The 24361-nt window shown below is 27.1% G+C and carries 16 protein-coding genes and 1 riboswitch; of the genes, 12 read left to right on the top strand and 4 right to left on the bottom strand.

Translation table 11 applies throughout. The features are described 5' to 3' along the window. Positions 1-969 precede the first annotated feature (969 nt). From B3578_RS07500 to B3578_RS07465, 8 genes are all read left to right on the top strand, one after another. The gene (locus B3578_RS07500; protein WP_260543015.1) at positions 970-1347 is read left to right on the top strand and encodes a hypothetical protein; all 378 of its coding nucleotides are present in this window, start codon (positions 970-972) and stop codon (positions 1345-1347) included. Positions 1348-1663: 316 nt separating this feature from the next. Next, positions 1664-3529, top strand: a complete 1866-nt coding sequence (locus B3578_RS07495) for an ATP-dependent nuclease (RefSeq protein WP_291047632.1) — start codon at positions 1664-1666, stop codon at positions 3527-3529. 253 nt (positions 3530-3782) lie between these two features. Beyond that, complete coding sequence (locus B3578_RS07490; RefSeq protein WP_221856467.1) at positions 3783-4385, top strand: hypothetical protein; 603 nt, start codon at positions 3783-3785, stop codon at positions 4383-4385. Between the two features lie 218 nt (positions 4386-4603). Further along, the gene (locus B3578_RS07485) at positions 4604-6931 is read left to right on the top strand and encodes an SEC-C metal-binding domain-containing protein (protein ID WP_291047629.1); all 2328 of its coding nucleotides are present in this window, start codon (positions 4604-4606) and stop codon (positions 6929-6931) included. A gap of 701 nt (positions 6932-7632) precedes the next feature. After that, entirely contained in the window at positions 7633-8937 is a 1305-nt protein-coding gene (locus B3578_RS07480; protein WP_291047627.1) for a reverse transcriptase domain-containing protein, read from the top strand. Between the two features lie 233 nt (positions 8938-9170). After that, positions 9171-10028, top strand: coding sequence for a DUF4238 domain-containing protein (locus B3578_RS07475; protein ID WP_291047625.1), 858 nt, complete (start codon positions 9171-9173; stop codon positions 10026-10028). A 213-nt stretch (positions 10029-10241) separates the two neighbouring features. Further along, on the top strand, positions 10242-10871 hold the full coding sequence (locus B3578_RS07470) for a hypothetical protein (RefSeq protein ID WP_291047623.1): 630 nt from the start codon (positions 10242-10244) through the stop codon (positions 10869-10871). A 136-nt stretch (positions 10872-11007) separates the two neighbouring features. Beyond that, positions 11008-15348 (top strand): NACHT domain-containing protein, encoded by a 4341-nt coding sequence (locus B3578_RS07465; RefSeq protein WP_291047621.1) that lies wholly within the window; start codon positions 11008-11010, stop codon positions 15346-15348. A gap of 36 nt (positions 15349-15384) precedes the next feature. Here B3578_RS07465 and B3578_RS07460 read toward each other — a convergent pair whose 3' ends face one another. Then, a complete protein-coding gene (locus tag B3578_RS07460) occupies positions 15385-15642 on the bottom strand; it encodes a helix-turn-helix domain-containing protein (protein WP_038330760.1) in 258 nt (85 codons plus the stop codon). 1399 nt (positions 15643-17041) lie between these two features. Next, positions 17042-17683, bottom strand: a complete 642-nt coding sequence (locus tag B3578_RS07455; RefSeq protein WP_291047619.1) for a DUF6266 family protein — start codon at positions 17681-17683, stop codon at positions 17042-17044. A gap of 467 nt (positions 17684-18150) precedes the next feature. Beyond that, positions 18151-18219, top strand: a riboswitch (Fluoride riboswitch). Between the two features lie 31 nt (positions 18220-18250). On the opposite strand from B3578_RS07455, the gene B3578_RS07450 reads away from it, so the two are divergent. Further along, the gene (locus B3578_RS07450; protein ID WP_291047617.1) at positions 18251-19558 is read left to right on the top strand and encodes a voltage-gated chloride channel family protein; all 1308 of its coding nucleotides are present in this window, start codon (positions 18251-18253) and stop codon (positions 19556-19558) included. 10 nt (positions 19559-19568) lie between these two features. Beyond that, complete coding sequence (locus B3578_RS07445; protein WP_291047616.1) at positions 19569-19928, top strand: DUF190 domain-containing protein; 360 nt, start codon at positions 19569-19571, stop codon at positions 19926-19928. A gap of 110 nt (positions 19929-20038) precedes the next feature. Here the strand turns inward: B3578_RS07445 and B3578_RS07440 are convergent, their stop codons facing one another. Next, positions 20039-20260: a hypothetical protein gene (locus B3578_RS07440; RefSeq protein WP_221856573.1), complete on the bottom strand. Its 222-nt coding sequence runs from the start codon at positions 20258-20260 to the stop codon at positions 20039-20041. 226 nt (positions 20261-20486) lie between these two features. Between B3578_RS07440 and B3578_RS07435 the strand changes: the two genes are divergently transcribed. Then, entirely contained in the window at positions 20487-21542 is a 1056-nt protein-coding gene (locus B3578_RS07435) for a hypothetical protein (protein ID WP_291047615.1), read from the top strand. 350 nt (positions 21543-21892) lie between these two features. On the opposite strand, the gene B3578_RS07430 is transcribed toward B3578_RS07435, so the two are convergent. After that, positions 21893-22084: a cold-shock protein gene (locus B3578_RS07430; RefSeq protein WP_135837047.1), complete on the bottom strand. Its 192-nt coding sequence runs from the start codon at positions 22082-22084 to the stop codon at positions 21893-21895. A 1130-nt stretch (positions 22085-23214) separates the two neighbouring features. Between B3578_RS07430 and B3578_RS07425 the strand changes: the two genes are divergently transcribed. Beyond that, positions 23215-24312: a calcium:proton antiporter gene (locus tag B3578_RS07425; RefSeq protein WP_221856569.1), complete on the top strand. Its 1098-nt coding sequence runs from the start codon at positions 23215-23217 to the stop codon at positions 24310-24312. The last annotated feature ends 49 nt before the right edge of the window (positions 24313-24361 follow it).

Here is a 24361-nt window from a genome sequence, read left to right as displayed (position 1 = left end):
ATTTAACACTTTTTAACACATAATTTCTCTAATATTCTGTCATTTCAAGAAATCTTTTGTCACTTTTTTTCGTCAAAAAAACTAACGAAAAAAGACTTGGCCGTAAACCTCTCTACTAAAAATGTTTTCACTCCTCTAAAGGTTTTACAAACCCTGCGGGCTAAAACCTTTTTAACGTTGCACTCAAACATTTTCTTAACGTGAGAGTTTTAATGCCGATTTCTAGATCCTGTTTCAATACTCAAATTCGTTATCACTTTTAACAACTCTAAAATCTCAATTCTCATATCTAACATCTAATTTGTACTTAATACATAATACAATCCTCTCAATACTAAAATCTCACATCTCACATCTAAATAATAGGTAGCAGAGCCCAATAAATTTGGAAAATGGCAATAAAGGGTTTACTTTTAGTGTGCGAAAAAAAGAGTATAACAGTTACTGTCAAAGTCTCATTACCGAGGCTCTGATAGAGAGCGTGTAAAGAAAGGATAACCCTTTGCTTTACGATCCGTGTTTTAAAAATGTTATAAAAACGGAGGTTTGTTCTTTAAAAGAATTAGTAACACCAACAGACTTTGTCTGGCGGTTTTTTACGGATGAATGGAAATTGTTTCGTTCTCATTTTGTGTTGGGTTTTATGGAACGATGTTTCTCGAGTATGAAGAAATACTTGCAAAAAAGCAAGGCGGCTTCACTACTTAGGACCGAGGGTGACCAAACCCACTTATAAATCCTTCGATTTTATAAGTTATTACCTAAAGTATATGTGAAAACCGCCCATGCCGTATGCGAAAGTACAAAACTTTTCAGACATGGAGCGATTCCACGATACTCTCGATAATAAAATTGGTCATTTCGGTTCGAGATTACATCGTTTTAATTCGTCTTTATAGACTAATTATCAATTCGCTAAAACAAATGTATAAAAAATAACTGGAATATAATGCAAGTTTTTTTAAAAATATGTCAAAAAAGATTAATAAAATAAAAGAAGCTATAAAAGATTCATCTTTACAAGTTGTTGCATTATCATTATTTCTTGATTTAGATGATACAACGATTAGTAAATGGAATTCTAATATTTCTCAACCTAGTTTAAAAAGATTAGATGAATTAGGTGAAATATTAGAAGTAGATAACATAGATTTGTTACAATCCAATCCAAGAAAATCTACAGGACTAGCAAAAGCGTTACAAAATGAATATAAACGATTACTTAAAGCTGGTTTGCCTACTAAAATTCAATTATCAGATGTTAACGGAGATACAAAAGAAATCAATAATCCTGAATTTGTGAAAGCTCTTCAAGAATTTGTATGTAATTATAGAAAAAATAAATAAAACACTTAAGTAATTAAAAACGTTTTGTTTAAAATCAATATACTAAATTAGTAGTATTAACCAGTAGGCATGTTAAAGTTAGTAATAGTACTCTGGAGTTAATTTTAGGTTTGTCTAACTCCAGAGTTTTTGTTTATATATAATATAAACAAAGGGCTCTATATAGAATCTTTAATTATTCTATAATATTTTACACAACAATGGTTATAAATTAGATTATTTTATATATTTGAAGTTAAATTAGCGAATCTATATTTTACTTCGTAAATTAAGATGACATAAATAACCAAAATTGTATAAAAACTATAATCTATAAATGTTTATTTCTAAAATATTTATCAAAAACTTTAAATGTATCAAGGAATTATCTATTTATCCTAATGAGAAATTTAATGTAATTATTGGTGAGAACAATCAAGGCAAAACCACAATTTTTGAAGCTTTACAAACTTGGTATAGATGTTACCAACTGTATATTAGACCAAATAAAACGGATTTTTATGTTGGAAATAATCTTTATTTACCTTATAAAGATTTAAATTTTTTAAGGCTTGCAAAAGATACTGATTTATATAATTCAACTCCAAATGAAGCATTAATTGGATTGACAATTGTTGATACAGACATATCGGGAAGTCAAGTACAATTTGATTTACAATTTAAAATAAATAGACCTCAATCAATTTCAAACGCGTACCTACGTGTTTTAAAATATAATAATCAACAATTTCTTTCGTTTTCGACACATCTAAAAACAAAGAATATAAAACTTGATGAAGCTATTTTTTTATATCAAACAAGCCCGATAGCTCAAGTTTTAGCACAAGAACCTTTTATGAATGAAGGTCAAGTTAGAAAAAAAATTATGCGTGGTAAATCGCAGGAAGTTCTACGTAATAAAATTCTTTTACATAGAGATTTACAGCAATTAGAACATCAAGTTTCTAACGTTCTTGGTTCTGAAATAAAATTTAAAATACTAAATAAAAATCAAAAAAATAAAGACGAATATATTAACCTACAAGTATTAAATCAAACTAAACAGTTTGATCTTCATTTACAAGGTAGTGGATTAATACAAATTTCAGAAATATTTGCTACTGTTGATTATTTAGACTCAAAGCTAAATATACTATTAATAGATGAGCCTGATAGTCACATACATTTGGCTCTACAAAAAAGATTAATTACAAATCTTAAAGCATTATCACATAATCAATCGTTTATTATTAGCCACAATGATAGCTTTGTAAATGAAACAGATGATGGAGAATTATTTTATTTAAGTCAGGATACAAAACTTTCAAAAGAATTAAAACATATAGAAGATGGTGATTTAATTAAAAAAGATTTTGGAAGTCCTATTTTAACTTTAGAAAGACTCAATAATTCAGATAATATAATTTTTGTAGAAGGTAAAGATGACAAAAAATATATCACCAAAATTTTAGAAAAATTTGTAGAATCTGATATAATAACAAATAAATCTGAAATTAAGAAATGTTACTATTTTCATATAAGAGGAAAAGATAATTTGGGTACTAAATTGGAACACAATAAAAGAACTTTAAGTCAATTATTTAATGATAAAAAATATGTTGTTGTTACTGATAAAGATTTTACATCTATTCAAAAGAGTAATGAATTAAATAATACTATAAAAAGTAAATTAGGTTCAACCTCTGAATCGTTATGTCACGATGGCTACTGCATTGAATCAACATTATTTAGTGATTTAAATAAACTACATCAGTACTTATCATTTGTAACAACTCTGGAAATTGCAACAATTGAAAGTAATTCTTATACCATATTAGATAATATTATTAATGAAACGAAGAATGTTACTTCAACAAGATATCAAAAGCTTGAACAACAGTTTAATTCACAAAAAAATAATAGACCAGAATTATCGACAACTAATTTGAGTGAAATAATTGTAGATTCAACAGGCAATAGAGATGCGATAAAATATTTAATGAACAAAAAAACTATAAGAGAATATGTTACTTCATTAGAAGATAGTTGTAATGTAACAATTATTCCGAACAGCACACATTTATCTGACGAAGATTTTTGTATTACTCTATTTTTAGATTATATCGAAAAAATTGATATTCATAATATTATATTTAACAATCATAAAAATTTGATTGAAAAGATTTATAATGCTCAATATTAACTTCACTTAATATTTGTAACTGTTGCTCAACTCTTATTTTAAGTATAAGAACACAAAATAGTATAAATAACAACCTCTTTAAAAGTGATTTTAGGGAGGTTTTTTATTTTTACGCGAAACCGTAATTTATTTTTAAATGGTTGTTGTATGTTTGGAATAATATTACGAAATGAAGATATAGGGGATATTTAATGAAGCTATATTTTACTTCGTGAAAACAAGATTAGGCAAAACTTCTATATAAACTATAAAAATGAAATTTACTTCTAAAATAGAACAAAATTCTAAAACTTATGAAAATATTGATGATTTAATAAAAAAATCAATAACAGAAATTTTACTAGATAATATTGACATTATAAGTATTGCTGTTAAAAATAGAAATAAATTTGAGGGTTGGTTAAAATTTGAGTTAGCTAAGAAATTAAATCAATTAAACTTAAGAGATGTTATAGTTGAATCTAAATATGAAAATAGTAGAGATAGATACGATTTAACATTTATGAATGGTGACTATTCAACATACTTCATTGAATTAAAAACTCCAAATACAAATTGGAATATTAATGGTGTAAAAAAATGTGGAAGACCAATTACGAAAAATATTGCTTCAATAATTTCCGACACAAAGAAATTGAATACAAAATATGGAATTATTGCTTTTGTTTTATTTCCAATTCCTCAAAACAGCAAATTGTGGGAAGCATATTTTGAAAGAATTAAAACTGAATGTAATTTACCAATTAATATTGAAAAAAATTGTAATAGAATAAATATAGTTTTTGATAAAGAAGGTAATAATTGTGATTTAATTATATGTAGTTATTTTGCTAAAAACTATTACTGGTATTTATAGCAAAGAATTAACATAAAATTAGTAACTATTGCATAGTTCTGATTATTAGAAAAATAAAATATCTAAACTCGCTAAATGTTTTTGGAAGTTTTTTATTTTTACGTGAAACCGTAATTTATTGTGAGATGGTTGTTGTATGTTTGTTTTATACGAAATTATATATTAAATTTTCGTGTAAACGTTGTTAGTTATAATTTTATCCAAACCCTCATCCCAAAATGGAAATTCGCGATTCAAAAGAAGTTTTAGAGGACATAAAAGAACTCGTAAAATCAAAAGGATATATTTATGCCCTTTGCTTAATCTTAATGGAAGACTTTCATTTAGACGTTGAGCAAATGCATGAGATAGATTATTGGAATAGATTAAACAAAAATGAAATTTCTCTCTTATTAGGTTTTTTAATCCAAAACTCAGTTAAAGTTGAGAAGCCAAACTCTCCATTTGATCTTATTGACCTAAAGAAAAAGACTGTTTCCCTAATGGAGGAATTACATCGTTCCATGAACAAACCAATGTACGACCGATTTAGGAATTTATTCGAAACATTGCCTACTGATAATCCTCCTAACAAATTAGAATTTTTTGGAGGAGAAAACTCATTCATTGAACCAATTTTTTATTCAGGAGATGGAATTTACGACTTCCAATACCTAGAGCATTTAGAAAAAAAGTATAAATACGATGAGAAATGGCTAATCAACAATAAGAATTTTAGACCTACGGAGGTTATTGAAATTGCGCAGAAAATTAAAAATATACATCAGGAAAAAATTAAAAAAGTATCTTTTTATGGCTTAAAGGAAAATAAAGAAGATATAGTCAAAAAATTAAAAAAGGACAAATCCGTTCCCAAAAGTAGTCGAAACAAAATTATTGAAGAACATCTTTCGATGATGGAGTTTTATCAATATCGTGAACTTTTTGAAACTGAAAAACATATTGCTGATGGATTTTCTAATGAAGAAGGAGTAGAAAAGGGATGGAAATCTTTCTACGATGGACTATTAAATTTATTTTGCATTTCACTAGATGATTTTAGTGAACAGAAAAATATATCTAGCTTTCTCGATAATTTTTTAATTAATTCGAATTCTGAAGGTCTAAATAAACAGTTTAAAAGTATTGGTGACTTTAATCTTTTCTCTGCGAAACCAATAATTCAATTAGATAGTAATAGATACTTTATTCCAATAAATTTTTCTCTCTTTGAAGCCATTTATGAAAGTCCATATTATTGGATGATAGAGGATAAAAGTTACCAAGACAAATTAGCATACAATAGAGGGAATGTTGGTGAAGAAATTACATATGAACTTTTAGAAAAAGTATTTGGAATAAACAAAGTCTTTAAATCAATTCGAATTGTATCAAAAAAAGGACATGATGATACGGATATAGATATTTTATGTCTATTAGGCAGCAAAGCTTTATGTGTTCAAGTAAAGTCGAAGAAATTAACACAACTTTCTCGTAGAGGTAATTTCGAACAACTTCAGAAAGATTTCAAAGGAGCTGTACAAGATGCTTTTCAACATGGGTTAATATGTAGAGATAGAATTCTTGAAAACACTGCAACTTTTTATGATTCAAATGGTAACAAAATAGAATTATCAGAAGAAATTGATGAAGTATATATTTTAGGAGTTACAACTGAAAACTATCCAACTCTTACTCATCAAACCTCTGTACTTTTGGAAAAGGATGATAAATCACCACATCCTTTATTTCTCACAATTTTTGATTTAGAACTCGTTTTATTCTATTTGGACAATCCTTACGACTTTCTATATTACGTTCGACAACGAATAGAATTAATGGAGTATTTTCACGCGAATGAAGAAATGCATTATTTAGGTTATCATTTAACTAATAAACTTTGGAGAGACCCAAATGCAGACTATATCCAAATAGATACTAGTATAGGTCAACTAATTGATAGAAATTATTATCCTTTTAAACTTGGGATAAACACTTCAGCGAAAGGCGATAGAATAAAAAGTAGATGGAAAAACAAAGACTTCGAAAGCTTATGTAAACAACTAGCCGAACTTAATACTCCTAAGATAACTGATGTAATATTTCATTTGCTTGACTGGTCTGTAGAATCTAGGGATAATTTAATAAATCATATAAAAAAGATAAAAGCTCTAACAGCTAGGGATAATTTATCCCATAATTTCACTCTAATGGCAGGTCCCAAAATATCTAGTTTTGGCATAACTTTTATTTCATGGGATAATTACAATATCAATGATTTAATGAAAAGACTACTTTGGCATAGTCAAGGTAGAAAATATAAAAGTAAGGCGGACTATTGGATAGGAATAGGTTGTCTAAAGAATAGTCCTAGGTTTGTAGATGGGCTAGTTTTTAATGACCACAAATGGTGTTATGATGAAATACTTGAAGAAGAAACCAAGGAAATGTTTAATTCTCAGAATATAGGAACACCAATCAAATTTAATAAGAAGATTGGAAGAAATGAACCTTGTCCATGTGGGAGTAGAAAAAAATATAAGCATTGCTGTGGAAGACCCATCTAAAAAAAAATGCTAATAACTAAGCTTTCTTCTTGTTAGCAGAGCTAGAGATTCATTGAAATCGTTAAACATAAATAACAATAATATACAACCTCGCAAAATGTTTTTAAGGGAGGTTTTTTTCAAGAGAAAAAACTATATTCAATTTCGTGAAAAATTATGATTTGACGCAATTCTCCACAATGCTACGAATCGCGTCAAATCGTTTGACGGATTACATCCGACAATGTACACATTTCATCGCTATCGCTCCGAACTGCGTACATCATCGAATTTGCTAAATAAAAAATACACGCAACTTCGTTGCTATATTTTTTACTGTCGCAAATCCGTCAACCGTTAGTGGTCATTGGTAATTACACTCTATTTTAACAGCGAAAAATTAGAATATAATAAGTTGAATTATACTTTTTGTCTAGCTAAATTGAAGCTACTGACACCAATTTTTAAATTATAATATGAAATTGTGTCATAAATTCAATATTGGTATAACAATTGACACATTTAGAATAATAGAAGTTCACTTACATAAGATTGATAATTCAATCTAAAGTAAGGATTGCCGAAGAACGCCTTAGCAAAGTCTTAGTTCGAACCTTGATGGTTCTTGCCGTGACTATTTCAATTAAGGCTTCTGTCTCTATTATGTAAAGTTTATCGTACTGACAATATGTCATTCTAAGGGTCTTTGCACTACAAGAAATATGAGAAATAAAACACAAACACTTTTACAAATTATATCTGAAAAAGATATTCTTAAAGAAGCTTGGAAAAAGCTTGATAAATTTAACAAAGATTCACATGGTCTATCAGGAGAAACAATAGAATCTTTTGATAATAATCTTGACGATAAAATATCAATTATATCTGAAAATCTTAAATTAGGAAAGTATAAATTTCATCCGACAAGAGGTGTATTAATTGCTAAAAAAGGCAAAAATACATTTAGACCGCTACAAATTCCAGAAATATGTGATAGGGTTGTAATTAAAGCAATAGCAATTCAACTTGATGAGATTTTCGCTGAAACATTATCAAAAAGTAAAGGTTACAGTTTTGCTTATCAAAAGAGCATTGGCGTCAAAGATGCATTATTAAAAATTCAAGAGTATTATAATAATGATAATAAATTTGTTTTAGAAGCAGATTTAATAAATTTCTTTGGAACAGTTGATAAATCTGATTTATTATCAAATCAAATATTTCCTAATTTACCTGATACCTCAATAAATCATTTAATTTTAGATGCATTAAGTCAGAAAGTTGGAAATTTAGGAGATTTCGATGCCGATAAAATTAAATATTTTGAAAATGTAGATAAAGGAATTCCTCAAGGTAATGCTCTTTCTCCTTTGTTATCAAATATTTATTTATCTGAATTTGATCAAAAATTAATTAAAGATAATCTATGTTTGGTACGTTATGCTGATGACTTTGTAATTCTAGCCAAAACAAAAAAAGAATGTGAAAATGCATATCAAAAATCTTTTAAATATCTTAAAGAGTTAAAATTAGAAATTCATCCTTTAGGGAAAGATAGTAAAACTAAAATTACTGATATAGATAATGAGAGTTTAACCTTCTTATCAGTAACTTTTAATGGAAAGCAATTATATCCATCCTTAGAAAACTTTGGTAAGTTTAAGGAGAAACTATGGGAATTATTAAAAGGAAAAGTTGACTTAAACCTTATAGAGTTTCTTACAAAAATAAAAAACAGACATGATGGTTGGATTTCTGCTTTTATTTACACAGACATCAATAGATATTCTGAAGAGTTAGACTTTATTATCAATCGTATTATCTACATGAAACTAGAAAAAATAGATTGGAAATTAAAGCAACAAAGGTTAGATTCTTTACCTAAAAAATTAAGATTAAAGAATCAAAGCAATTATTGTATTTCAAATCTACAAAGAAGCAATTGTGGTATTCCAATTACAAAAGAACTTGTTGAAAATAAAATTCAAAAGATAGAGGAAGAAGAAAAAAAACATGACATCGAATAAACTATACTTGTATCAATAAAGTTTTTACATTAATTCAAGACAATAGAATATCCTCGTTTAAAAATAAACGAGGATATTCTATTTACATGAAACTGTATTTTTTGTTTTTAAAAAAGTATTCATGATATAAAATAGCTTTCATAATTTAGTAGATAATAAAAAAACTGTCACTTAGGTTAGTGAAATATTGAAAATTTAGTTTTCTAATCTGATATCCATTAAGAATTATTTTTATGAGTATACCAAAAAATCACCATTACATTTCTCAAGTTCATATTAAAAACTTTTTCAATAATCATAATAACGAAATTTATATTTATGATAAATTAAATTTTAACATATTTTCTAAAAGAACTACTAAATCTATCTTTAGTGAAAAAAATCTAAATACAAAAAGGTTTATAGATGGAAATATAGATTATCAAACTATTGAAAATGAACTTAATTTGTATTTTGAAAAAGATTTTAAAAAGAATTATTTACTTATACAAGATTTAATTAAAACTCAATGTATAACAGAAGAAATTAATCAAGCTTTATTATATTTTGCAAGATATGGTATAATTGCGCAAAAAAGACATCCAAAGCATAAACAAAATACAGATGAAATAATCTCCAAGTCTTTAGGTCATTTATATGAATGGTATTCTGATGAATTAAAAAAACAATATGATGAGTTTTTCAATTTTACAGAAGAAGTAAAATATACAAATACATTGAAGTATAAAGAAATTGCTGACAAAATATTAAATATTATGGGTGATTTAATATTTGTAATTTCTATACCAGAAAATAGTAATGATTTTTTCTTTCTACCTGATTATGGAGCTGCTACAACTAAAAATAAGATTAATACATATTTCAATCCAGATATAAAAGATATTTCATTTATTTCGTTACCTTTATCTAGTAAAATTTATATTAATTTTTACTCAACAAAACTCAGTAATAGACCCTTAGGATCTTATCTGGAATTTATATCAGAAGAGCAAGTAAATTTTTTAAATAAAGCTAATTTTGATTATTGTAACAAGTTTATCGCTTGTGAAAGTAAAGATTACTTAGAAAAATTTATAAAAAAAATTGCCTAACACAAGTAGCTGTTTCACAACTCCAATTTAGATAATAAAGCACAAAATAGTATAAATAAAAACCTTTATAAAAGTAATTTTAAAGAGGTTTTTTGTATTTATGTGAAACCGTAATTTATTATAAGATGATTTTTGGATATTTATAATAATATATCATTAGCTTTCTGATATATTAATTAATTAAATACTAAATGAAAATTATTACTATAAAACATGAGTATAATTACTGAAAATTTAAAAACATTTTTACATCTTGGAACTCAAATTAATTTCTTTAATACAGTTATATTGACTTATAGAGATAATGAAGAATATTTAAATAAAGTAAAGCTTCCTGGCTTTTATTCTGACGCTCCTTTTACTAAAGCGGTTTCTGGGTTTTTACAAAATTACCAAATTATAATCATTTGTTCATTATTAGATGAATTTGATAAACAATTTATACCATTAAAGTATCCTGAACATTCAGAAAAAATACTAAAAGTAAAAGAAATCACAAGACCTATTAAAAAAAGAATAAATAAATGGAAAGATTTAAAAAACTATAGAAATTATATTTTAGCCCATAACTTAAGAGAAAAAGATATTTCAATTTTTTCTGAAAAATATACAAAAAAAACTTACAAAATTCCATATTCCAATAGCGAACACTATTTGCTTGGCGAACTAGCAATATTAATTATTAATTTCACAACCGAAGTTTTTAAAAATGAGGTCGAAAAAATTGATTTGACGGAAAATATTTTATCTAGAATTGAATTTGAGTTTAATGATATTGATTCTGATAAAGAATTATTCACTATTTATAGTGAATGCTTAAAATTATTAAACAACTGTGATTAAAACTTGTAAGGATTACTTAGTTGTAAATTACATCCTTTAATTGTTTTTTAAGATTATAGAACTTATTATATAAGTTATTTAGATTTAATAATAAATTAAATATCAAATTGAATAAAAATTAAAAGTCCAAAAAAATATGTGGGATTCATTTAATACTTATGGAGGAAGCTTTCAAAATTCATTCGAAATGCTATGTAACCAACTTTTTGAAAGATATCTTTCAAAAGAATATCAAAATTCGATTGATGAATTTAAAGTAATAAATGGAGCAGGCGGAGATGGTGGTATTGAAGCTTATGGAAAATTATCAAATTCTAATATTATTGCGATACAATCCAAATGGTTTAAACAAGCTTTGGAATCCAATGAATTAAATCAAATAAAAAAGTCTATAACTACTGCTTTAACTATAAGACCTAATATAATAGAATATATTATCTGTATTCCTCATGATGTTAGCTCTATTAAAATTGGAAAAGGGAAAAAACCGACACAAAATAGTGAGGATGTAAGAATTGAAAATTTTGAAAAAGAAATAAAAAACTCATACCCAGATCTTAAAATCACTTGGTGGTTTGAGCATTCTATTTTAGAAAAATTACAAAAAGCCGAAAACGAGGGAGTTCATAAATATTGGTTTGAAAAAGAAATAATCCACTCTAAATTTTTAAAAGATAAATTTGATTTACAAAAAACCAATTATTGGCTAAAAGAAAGATATGTTGGAGATCTACATACTAAAGGTGATATTCAGAATTTAATAGACAAACAACTATATAGTCTACTTTTTAGAAAAAAAATTCTTGTAAAAATTCTTGACTTTAAAAATAAAGCGAATAATACTAAAAACCTCTCTGAAAAATTCATCAACCAGAGTTCAAAATCAGATGAATTAACCACGAAACTTAAACAAATTAATTGTTTTATAGAAGATTTAATTGAAAAATCTCTTGAATTTGAAACGAGGCTAACAAATGGAATCGCAATTAATGTGACCATTGAAGAAGACAAGGAAATTCCAATTGTATATACTATTGAAGATACAATTAAAATACTTACATCTATAAAACCAACTGATCTTCAAAAGCCAATTTATAATAAATTGGAAGTAGCTTTGAGAGAGTTGAAAATGGATGTTATTAATTCCTATTTTGCAATAGAAAATGAATTAGTAACAATATCAACTAGCTTAATATTAGGTAAACCGGGTACAGGAAAAACACTTGGATTGGCTTACGCTGTAGAAGAATGTGTAAACAAATCTGCACCAGCTATATTAATTCAAGCTAAAGGTGCTAATTCAAAAGACTGGACACAATTATTATCTCAAGAATTAGAATTGAGCAATTGGAATAAAAATGAAATTTTCAGTGCACTTGAAACATTAGCTATTGGGAAAGATTGTGAATTAGCGACTAATAATACCGTCAATTTTGAAAATACAAGTGTATTAATTTGTATTGATGGGCTTGAAGAAGATATTTTGAATGATGCAAATTGGTACAATAGAATTAATGAAGCCATTGAAATTGCAAGTAAATATAAAAGAATACGGTTTGTTTTCAGTGCCAGAGAATATTTTTATAATAATGAAAGGTTACCTGATCACCAAAAAAACTACAAGGAATTAAGACTAAAACGAGAGGGGGATGTAAAAGTTGAAGATGTTTCGATAAAATATTTCGAAAAATATAATATAACCATTGAAAATTATCAATCTATAAAAGGACTGGATAGTCTATTTGCTTTAAAATTATTTTGTGAAACATATCAAGGATCTACTATTAAAAGAACCGAAATTGTCGAAAGAACCACTTCTAAACTTATCAATCTAAAAATTGATAGAATAAATAAAGAATACTTAGAATCATTAGATTCAAGAAAAGCAAAATCTCGAAATGCTGTTTTAGAATTTTTAAACATAATATCCGATTTGTTCTATTATAATTCTGAAGTAAGTCATAGCCAAATTTTAGATTTAGAAATTGAAAACCAGTTAAAATATTTAGATGGCAATGAGATAGAACTTTTAATTGAGTTTTTATCTAATAACGGAATCCTTATAAAATACGAAAGAAATGTAGATTCTGATTTCATATTAGAAGCAAAGGAAAGTTTTTACACTTTCAGCTATCAATCAATTCTTGAAATAATAGTTTCAAGTAAAATAAGTAGAGATATAATAAATGAAAAAATTGATTGTTTACCAGATTCTCTCTTTAATCCAATTTCACTTTCTACTGAATTAGATGATGAAGCCCATAATTCTTATTCAGGTTTTATTCCTAATCAAAGAATCATTCAGGATATAATAAACGAGCTTTTTATTAAAAAACATAAATTAATCGGAATTGATGATTTTTTAACTAATGGTTTTACAAAAGATGAAATTTTTGAACTTCAATTAAATGCTTTATATGCTGTGCCAAATGAAATAAGTTATATACACAAAGATTGGATTACAGAAATTTTCACCAAGGATTACATCAAAAGATTTCAAATTTTACAAGATTTAATTATACCACTTTCTTACGATAAGAATAGTTCATTTAATGCAATGTACCTTCATAATATTCTTAAAAATATTACAAATCATTTTGAAAGAGATAAATTTTGGTCAGGGTTAGATGATTATGAAAGTAACATAATGTCTAAGAAGTTAAACATAAGAGAATATGATTTATCGCAATGGTCATTAACCTCTATTCTTGAAGATAACTACGATTTAGATGAAACAGATATGTTTGATGGACTTCCATTAATATATACATGGGGATTTACTACACTTGATCAAAAATTACGTGAAAACTTACGAATTAAGCTAACCAAATGGGCTCTAATTCTTCCTTTAGAGTTTAAAAAGCTTTTAGACTTAATGTTACCTATTGACGAGCAACAAATTCTCGAAGATTTAGCTTCAATTACTTTAGGGATCTCTACAAAATGTAAAAACGAAAATGCAATTCATGAACTTGCTTTGTGGTGCCTAAATAATATATTCAGTAACACTGATAAATATAGAAATGTAATTGTAAGATATGGTTTCAGAGCTATAGTTGAAAGAGCATTTCAATATAATTTAATTTCTAAAACAGAAGTTGAAAAATCACACCCTGCTTATAAAGATAATTTAATCCTTTTAGAAGTTGATGAAAAATATATAATTAATCCTGTAAAAGATCCTTACCCAATAGGTCATGATTTATCGTGGTATGTTATAAAAAAAGCATACGATGATTTTTTGTCAGTCGAAACAGGATTCAATTCTCTTTCATTCGATAAAGAGAATCCTTTTATCACAGATTTTTACCAGAAATATAGCCTATTAATCAATAATAGCACATCAGCAAGGATATGGGGAATGGCTACGGCATTATCTTATATAAAATCATTAGGCTTTAATAGAGAAACAGGTTACGTTAATACTGATGCAACACATGGAAGTAAAAGTGAAAAATTTACTTTTGAAGAAAAATATGTTTGGTTAGCCGTTCATTATTTAAAAGGATATTTATCTGATTATTTACCTTATGAATACGATGATGAAAATAGGGAATTTAATTGGATTGATGATTATTCTAAAATTGTACATATCAGTAATCCAGTGGAGGATTTACAAAACCATCTTGAAAATCAAGTCGATGAATACTTTAACCCTCCATTATGGATAATAAAAGAGGAATTAGCACCTGAAATCAATAATTTAGAAAATACAGGAATTGAGATTGATAAAATTATAGATAATAATCCTAAAATAGATTTCAATAATTGGCTTAAATACAGTAATCTAGACTTTAATTCAGATATTGAAAAAGAATATTTGTCTATATACCAAAGTACAGGTTTAACCAATTCCTCAGAAACAATTAAATCCTATATTGATTGCAATAGTTATCTAATAAATGAAAAAGACTTCGATTTATTACTAAAACAATTTTCTCAAAACTCAAAATCTATCCATTTAAATGATTTTGGAAGTCCCGATACAGATACTTATACAAGTCCGTCAAATTTGTTTTGGATGGATTGGGTAGGAGAAAATTATAATCAAACTGAATTTGATGAAGACATATATATTTATAATTGTCTCACTAAAGTAATGAAAGATACTGTTGATGGAGAAAAAGAAGTTATTATACCGTCTAAAAAAGTTAGAAAATTACTTAGTCTTTCAGAATTAGATAACAATAACTATCTAACTATAAATTCAGACGTAATAGGATTTAGTCATGAAATAAAAACCGAAAGATATAGCTATGGAGATCATCAATCCATGATTTTGATTGATAAAAATATCTTACTTCACGAATTAAATAAAAACAGTATGAAATTATTTTGGGTGGCAACTCATTTCATTAAAAAAAATCCTTCAAATAAAGAAATAGAAGAGATTGAATATAATCAGAAAATTAGAAATTACGTCATTTGGTTAGATGAGATGAATGAATTACAATCAATCAAATATTTTGAAGGCTAATATTCAAATATATAAATCCTATTAACAAAAAAGCTCTTATCCAAGAGCTTTTTTATTAAAGAAATGTTTTGGGTAAAAGTACTTTTTACCGAGTTTAAAACAAGGAATCGTCTTGTTTTTCCTCATGCGATACAACGTTTTGTCACTAACGTTAAGTAGTCTTTGCACATCTGCACTGTCGTAGAATCCGTGGTCTTTGTCCGTGGGTTGTATATTCGTAATTAATTCTACTAAAAGAAGTTTTAACTCGTTGCTATCCTTCTCTTTTTGTGTAAAAAAGTAAGTGTTCTGCATACGTTTTAATTTGCTTAATTTCAGTAAGATACGGGTTTTAATTAAATAAAACAAATCATAAGAGGAAGTAGGGATAGGGAGGGGGTGTTAATTTTTTTTATTGATTTTCTGTTTTAATTATTCGAATTTCTTTTTTTTTATGTCACTTTTTACTTGACTAAAAAGTAACCAAAAAGTCAAGGCCGTAAACCTCTCTACTAAAAATGTTCTCATTCCACTAAAGATTTTAAAAACCCTACGGGCTAAAACCTTTTTTACGTTTCATTCAATCATTTTCTTAACGTGTGAGTTTTAATGCCGGTTTCTTAATTCTTTTTCAATATTCAAATTCACTTTTCAATGAATTAAAAACCGTCCTTATTTAAGAATGTTTATTTATTGACCTTTAATATTTTACGTTGATTTATTGTTAATGAATAGGAATTTAAAATCCGACGATTTAGAATCGAAATGTAATTCAACTCTAAATTATTAGAATATAAAAGTTGGAGTGTTTGAGTGAAACGAGTTGCCAACTTTATGGAAATAATTTAGTTAGTTGAATCATTGAGAGTCTACTGTCGGCATCTTTTTTTGTTTCGTTTTTTGGATGAGCAAAAAATGAAAGTAAGAATTTAAAATGGTCACTGAGGTACTCTAAGTGCAGAATCTTTCCATTACTTCTTTTCTAAATCAAATTCATTTTAACAATGAATTTCAAAAACCGTCATTGCTGAATAGTCGAGTGTCAATTCGACGTAGCGAGTGTTAAAATGATTTACTGTTTACATTTTATATGTGAATGATTTAAAGCATTTAGCGAGTAGTCGTTATTGACCGACTTGTAAGCATAGACTTGATGTTTTGTAATCACATACTCTGTTAGCACAGACTTTGCATTAAGGTAAAAGTTTAAAAATGTACCTAAGCTCCACAGGAGCTTCTCCTCTTAATTTCAAATTTTTAATTTCAAATGTTTTTGTGTCAAGACTTCTCCGAAGGGCATATGAATTCATTTAAAAACAATAATAACTCATGAATAAAAAATCAATGAAATATAGTTTTGAAAAACGAGAATAATCTTTCTATCACTTTTTTGAGAGCAAAAAAGTAATCAAAAAACTCTTGGCTGTAAACCTCTCTACTAAAAATGTTCTCATTCCACTAAAGATTTTAAAAACCCTACGGGCTAAAACCTTTTTTACGTTACATTCAACCATTTTCTTAACGTGTGAGTTTTAATGCCGGTTTCTTAATTCTTTTTCAAATACATAATACATAATACATAATACATAATACATAATACATTTCCACTATGGCATTAAAACAAAAAAAATTCCAAGAATAAAATTCTATTTCTAAAACCTTATTCTCGGTAATGACTAAACAAACAGTAGATAGAACTGAGATCATATGCTTGTTATAACACCTCGTGTTTCCCTAAATACATACTTGTACTGGCTTGTGTTCTTTTCTCTGTGTTGAGGTAGATCCACACATCAATTTCCTTGTTTTGATAGGGTGTAGGTAAATTAATACTTGCTACAAGCATATCACGGGTTGCAATTTCTTCGGAAATGTAGAAGCTATTTAGTTCTTCGCAATAGCAAACTACGTTTACAAGATCCGTTTCTTTCGCATTTCCTTGCCCCGAATTGTCTTCCCAACTAAAACTAAATATACCAGCTGTTGTGGCATCAAGTTCTGGAAGCTGAAAATCTAACAATTCGCCTTTGGTAATGAGAACACGTGCTACGATAATAACAGGTAAATCTTGTACCATTTCTACAGCATTGGTTAGGGTATAGGAAGTTGCGTTGTTGAAACGCGATTGTTTACCTACTTTATTCCCAAAATACATGTTTTGGATAGAGCGCAATGGTTGCAAAAAATTGATGGTTTTCCTAAACTTAACCCTTTGAATTAATTGCTCCTCTGTGGGTGCTTTTTTTGATGCTTTTGGTAGACTTCGGATAATATCCTTTCCACGCCAGTTGACACCAATCACTGTTCCTACTTTTCCTGAAAATCCGCCAAGGATTCCTTTTTTAATTTCGGCCATACTCTTAATTTTTTATGTTATGTAGCAGCAAGTTAGTGTAATAATGCATTGGTTTTGAGGTTTGTAATATACCATGTCTAGTATAGACCATTAATGTCCACTATTGTCCATTTTTGTCCGGTATGGAGGAGAGATGAAAAAAGATGAAAAATACAATTTTCCTTTATTAGAGCGGGTTTGAGACAAAAATGATAAAACTAGAAATAGGGTTTGTTCGAGTGTTGTTCGAGTGTCCTTCGACAACGGTTCGGAAAAAGGGGTGTTTTGTCGAACAACGGTCGAACAAGTGTCGAAGGATTGTCGAACAAAATAGGGGTGAAGTAAAGGAAAAATAAACAGGTTTTTATTTGAAACGGTAGTTATTTCATTAATGAATTCGACTATACCTAAATGATAATATAAGATTGCAGAGAAAAAAATCATGATTAAATTAATAGATTTTTTTAAAAAAATATTAATTTTGCAGTAGATAAAAAGGAAATGGTGTTCTTCCTTACCCAACCGCTTTATAAAAAGCTGATGACGCCTGATTAAATAAAATGATCTAAGCATTTTAATCAGGTAGTTATGCAATTAAAACAGACAAAATCTTTTAGCAAAAAAATAAATTTACAGTTACATCTGTTGTTTAGACAATTTCCTGCAATTCCTTATATTTTAAAATGGGCATTTTTATGTTCTCTTATAGGACTGTGTGTAGGTAGTGCTTCGGCAGGTTTTCTTCAATCATTAAATTGGGTTACAAATTATCGTGAAAATCATTTATGGTTAATTATATTTTTACCGATTGGTGGTTTCTCTATTGGTTTACTTTATTACTATTTTGGTAAAAACATTGAAGCTGGAAATAATTTACTTATTGACACAATACATAATCCAAAGGAAATAATTCCTTTTAGGATGGCTCCGTTTGTATTTATAGGAACACTTGTTACCCATATGTTTGGAGGCTCAGCAGGTAGAGAAGGAACTGCATTACAAATGGCAGGAGCAATTGCAGATCAATTTAGTAAACCATTTCGATTGATAGAATATGAGCGAAAAATTTTAATTATTTCAGCTATTTCAGCTGGTTTTGGTTCAGTGTTTGGCACACCATTAGCAGGAGCCATTTTTGGTTTAGAAGTTTTTTTAATAGGACGATTAAAATACGATGCTATTTTTCCTGCATTTTTGTCCGCAATTATTGCTGATTTAGTTACCAAACTTTGGCATACTGAGCATACACATTATCATATCGATTTTGTTCCTGAAATTTCATTTCTCACCATTTTTTTTACCATTATAGCAGGTGTTATTTTTGGTATATGTGCAGCAACATTTAGTAAATCTATGCATAAGACAAGTGCTATTTTTAAATCAAAAATAAGTTTTCCACCTTTTCGTCCTTTAGTAGGAGGTACAATCGTAGCTCTTGCAGTTTGGATAATTGGTACCACAAAATATATTGGTTTGGGCGTACCAACAATTGTTGAATCTTTTGAAGAGCAATTGCCAGCGTATGACTTTCTATTGAAAATGATTTTTACCATTTTAACACTCTCAGCAGGTTTTAAAGGAGGAGAGGTAACACCTTTGTTTTTTATTGGAGCTACTTTGGGGAGTGCAATAAGTATTTTTATCCCATTACCGATTGGACTTTTAGCAGGAATGGGGTTTGTTGCAGTTTTTGCAGGAGCAACAAATACGCCGTTAGCTTGTAGTATTATGGCACTTGAACTTTTTGGTGTTGATTGTGGAGTATATGCTGCTATAGCTTGTGTTGTTGCATATTTGATTTCTGGTAACAACAGTATTTATAATAAACAAATGATTGGTGAACCAAAGTATAAGAGATTTTTAAATCAAAAAGGTAAACGATTAAATGAACTCTAAAAACATTTACATGAACTCAGAATTACATAATATAAATATAGTGAGAATATATTTTGGTTATGGACAGCAAGCCAAAGGACAGTCTTTCTGGCAAAGACTTTGGAATAATAATTTAGGTCAATTACTTTTGAAAAGAGCAAAAGAAATGAACATTAACCAAGCAGCAATCTTTATAGCTAAAGCAGGTTACTTGCACAATGATAGTATTAGTTTTAATATTTCAGAAATTCCATCAAACAAGAACCCAGTTTGCCTCGAACTTATTGATACACCTAAAAATTTGAAAAATTACTTAATAAAGAACAAAGCATTACTTTCTGAGGCAAATATTGTTTTGTTCAATGAGAGTAGTTTTAAATTATCACAATAGAAAAGAAGAAAAGAGAAATACAGATGTCAATATTATTTTCAAAAAAAAATATATTATACTTAGTTAATTGATAAAATGAAAATTTAATAATTTATATTTTTCGAGTATTCTTACTTATTTAAATACTTTTTCATAATACTCAATACACTTTTGAGAGATTGTTCAGTAATTAAAATGGTTGACTTTTCTATCATTCTAGTTGTAAAATCATCACAACAAGCAATAATTCTAAATCCATCTTTTGTTTCAATAAACTTTGGACTTTCATTGTGATCAGAACATTTTTCTAATTCAATAATATCTTTAATAAATTCGTAGTTAATTTTATCCATGGTAGAGAGCTTTTATAAAATTATTTAATTTATTATTTTTTATCTTTTAAGTTAATCCCATTATAATTTTAAAAATTGTGAGATATTATAAATTTTAACTTTACTTGATTCGAATAAAATTATACAGTTCATCATAAAAAAACATCAACTCATCATTTTATTTTTGAACATTATAAAGATCGCTAATATTTTTGAATCAAAATAATTAACATATAATCAAATCACAATGAAAAAATTTTTAAATATCATTAAGTTTATATTCATATCAATTTTAAGCATTTTTATACTTGTATTTATTTACTTTTTTATAAGTAATAAATTGTTTTTAGAATCAAAAAATGAGAGTAATTTGTCATATTTAGCTCAAAATAAAACTGACGTTACAGATTCAATTGATGAAAAACTATTTGATAATGATTTTTATAAATCAAAGGTTTTTCTGCTAGGCGAAATTCATGGATATGCAGATAATCAAAAATTAGATAAAGAGCTACTTTTTTTCTTAAATAGAAAGTTAGGTGTGAGATACTACATAGCAGAAATGGATAGCATAACAGCAAAAAAAATAAATATTTTTTTAGAGGATAGTTTGAAAGATAGGCAAATATTAAAAGAAGTAGTATTAGCAATAAAGAAAAGAATACCACAACAGTCTAGTCAAGAATTATTTGATAAATGGAATGAAATATATGACTATAATCAAAAAATAGCAGATTCATTAAAAATAAAAGTAATTGGGATTGACAAAAATTTTGACGATAACTCAAAAGAGTCCAGAGATTTAGCAATGGCAAATAATTTTAAGAATACAATCAAAAAATTGAAACTTGAAAATGAAAAATTTTATGGTCTTTTTGGTTATTATCACGTTTTGCAAAATGCAACTGAAAATGGGAGAGGAACATTCGCTTCTGAATTAAAAAAATCAAATATTAAAACAACAAGTTTTGTTAGTTATACTATAGATAGTGAAATGTATATGCCAAAAAATCCTCAGTTTCCTACTCCAGAAAATGAAAAAATAGATTGGATAAATGCAGATGGTCCTTTACAATTGGTAAAAGGAATAAATGATCTAAAAGAATTAAGCAAGCCAAATACAATAATACTTTTTAAGTTAAATTCACAATATTCGCCTTACAACAATTCGAAGTATTTAATCAATGTAAAATCTAGAATTTTTGGAGAAAATATAGTTCCTCAAAATGGTAGATTTACAACAGATTATTTTCAATATGTGTTTGTATTGAGAAATTCGCAGGCGCTTACAAAAATGAAATAGAAACAAATTTTTAAAAAATGTTTGATACAACATCATGACAAATAACGTTTATGTTTGACTTTCATTTTTTTGATACTTGTTTCTAAATTATATGACATTTTTATAATCCTTTTTACAACAATTTAATTTGCACTAAGGTTTCTCCAATGGTCACATGAACTATTTAAAAAAAACAATTAAAAGTTTATAATACATTTTATAATTCTAGTACAGCATGTAAAAACAGTTGATATTTTGAATAAAAAAAGGCTGAATTCCTTTATAGAATCAGCCTTGTATAATGTTTTAAATAATATTTTAGTTTAAAAACAATTATATGTTTACGTTACTATATTATTATTAAAGTTTAATTACATGCGTCTAACGTTAGTAGCCATAAGACCTTTTTGTCCTTGTTCTACTTTAAACGAAACTTTATCATTTTCTCTAATATCATCAATTAAATTTGATGTATGAACGAAAATTTCATTTCCTGTTTCTTTAATTGTAATGAAACCAAAACCTTTTGTATCGTTAAAAAACTTAACTGTACCTTCTTGCATAATATTTTTTTTAAAAAAGAGAATAATAAAAAATTTCTATAATTATACATAAAGGAACTATTTCTATTCTAAAAAAAGAAATCGTTTATTATTCTCAATAAATTCATCAACTTAACGCGTGATAATTAACGTGAAATACTTGAGATTAAAAATCAATTTGAAATTGAATATATTGAAAAGTATAAAGTAAAAGTAAAAAAATACAATATTTTAAGAAGTAAAAGGCTTGCTGCCAAAAAATTAAAAATAGTATGTCTAAAAAATTTAGTTTGTAACTAATTAATATCTTATCTCTGATATCGCTACAAATGTAAAGTAAATAGTTGGATAAATAACAATTTGACAAAAAAAACATTTTTTAAAATAAAAGTCTGTTACTGCTTTACATTTTTTTGTTAGACTAATTTTATAGGAAAAATCCATTCGAATACATTTATATGATATGAATTAGCTATGGATGTTAGTTGATAATGGCTTGAAACTTTACCGAGAATAATAGATTGACTGACTTGATATACTTCAGAACATATTTCATTTTATAGATTTTTAGGAATAATAAATTAATATGATTATAATTTATGAAATCAAAAAAAATTCAATTCGATGTTGAAAATTTATTATTACTCTTATTATTTATAAAGATAATGATGTAAATAATTATAACAACTAAAAAAGCTGTAGAAATTATATGAAGATGTGTTCCTATTTTAAATCGGTGCTTTTAATATACCCACTAATTATTTGTATAAAATATACCATAGTTAATTGTAAAAAATAATTTATAATAATCCTGATTTTAAATTGTATCATATAAAATAATCTTTCATTTCTAATGATGGCTTTATAGATTATCACTATATTTGAGAATATTTTATTTACATATAAGAAAATTCAAGAACTCTTATTTTTCAATTTTTTTTCAAAGATTATTCAGTATTTTTTCTAGTCTTTCTAGACTTCTATTCAATTACCACTTTGATTTTAATGTCCAAATTTAGATGTCTAAAACTATTGAAGTTTAGTTAGATTCAGCATTTTTAAATGAAAGTTTCTTATACTCTATGTATATAATATAGAACAGGACACTCATTTTTAATTCCTAATTACTACAAAAAACACTATTATCTTCTATGAAGAAAAAAATATATCTTTTAGTATGGACTATCCTTATTCCAATATTTGGATGGTTAACTTATTTTGGACACAACTATTTTTCTGGAGCATTTTATTCTTTTATTTTATCTTTCTTGCTCATAGGAAGTGTACTTGCAGCTGTACACCATTCAGAAGTCATTGCTTATAGGGTAGGAGAGCCATTTGGTACACTTCTCTTAGCATTCGCTATTACTATAATTGAAGTCGCTTTGATTATATCAATTATGTTAGGAGCAAAAGGATTAGAAACTATTACGCTTGCTAGAGATACAGTTTATGCAGCTGTAATGATTATTATTACTGGAATTATAGGAGGATGTATCATTATAGGCTCTATAAAATTTAAAGTACAGAATTTTACGCTTCAGGGTGTAAGTACAGCATTAATTACTCTTACTTCTATTATCATTTTTGTACTTATTCTACCTAATTATACGATTAGTCATAATGGAGGTGAGTATACATCTATGCAATTAGTTTTTGTATCTATTATTAGTTTAGGCTTATACTTTGGTTTTACAATGATGCAGACTATTCGTCATCGTAGTTATTTTATATCTCCAGAGAATAAATTATCTAAAAATAATGAGTTACATAAACTTCCAATAAAACCATCACGCAAGGAAATGTACATAAGTATTTTATTTTTGATATTGTGTCTTGGTATTGTTGTGTTATTGGCAAAGTTACTGTCAAAAGATGTAGAACATATTGTAAAATGGGCAGGTGCTCCAAAATCTCTAGTAGGAGTAATAATAGCAGGAATTGTACTTCTTCCGGAATGTTTAGCAGCTTTTCGAGCAGCAAGAAATAATCAAATTCAAACATCTTTAAATTTGGCTTTTGGTTCTGCCCTAGCAAGCATTGGGCTTAGCATTCCTGTAATTGCAATAACATCTGTAGTTACAGGGATAAGAATGAGTTTAGGTATTGATACTAAATCAACTATTTTACTAGGATTGTCATTATTTATTATTACTATTTCTTTAGCAACAGGGAAAACTAATATTATGCAGGGATTTGTATTAATATCAATTTTTCTAATTTATTTATTCACTATAATAATACCTTAGAAATCATATTATTTATTAGTTTTTTCTGATGGTAAACAATTATTAGCTA

The sequence above is a fragment of the Empedobacter sp. UBA1574 genome, from assembly GCF_002322895.1.
Lineage (GTDB): Bacteria > Bacteroidota > Bacteroidia > Flavobacteriales > Weeksellaceae > Empedobacter > Empedobacter falsenii_B.
The sequence above is the reverse complement of the archived record's forward strand: the minus strand, read 5'-3'. Positions and strand labels throughout refer to the sequence as shown.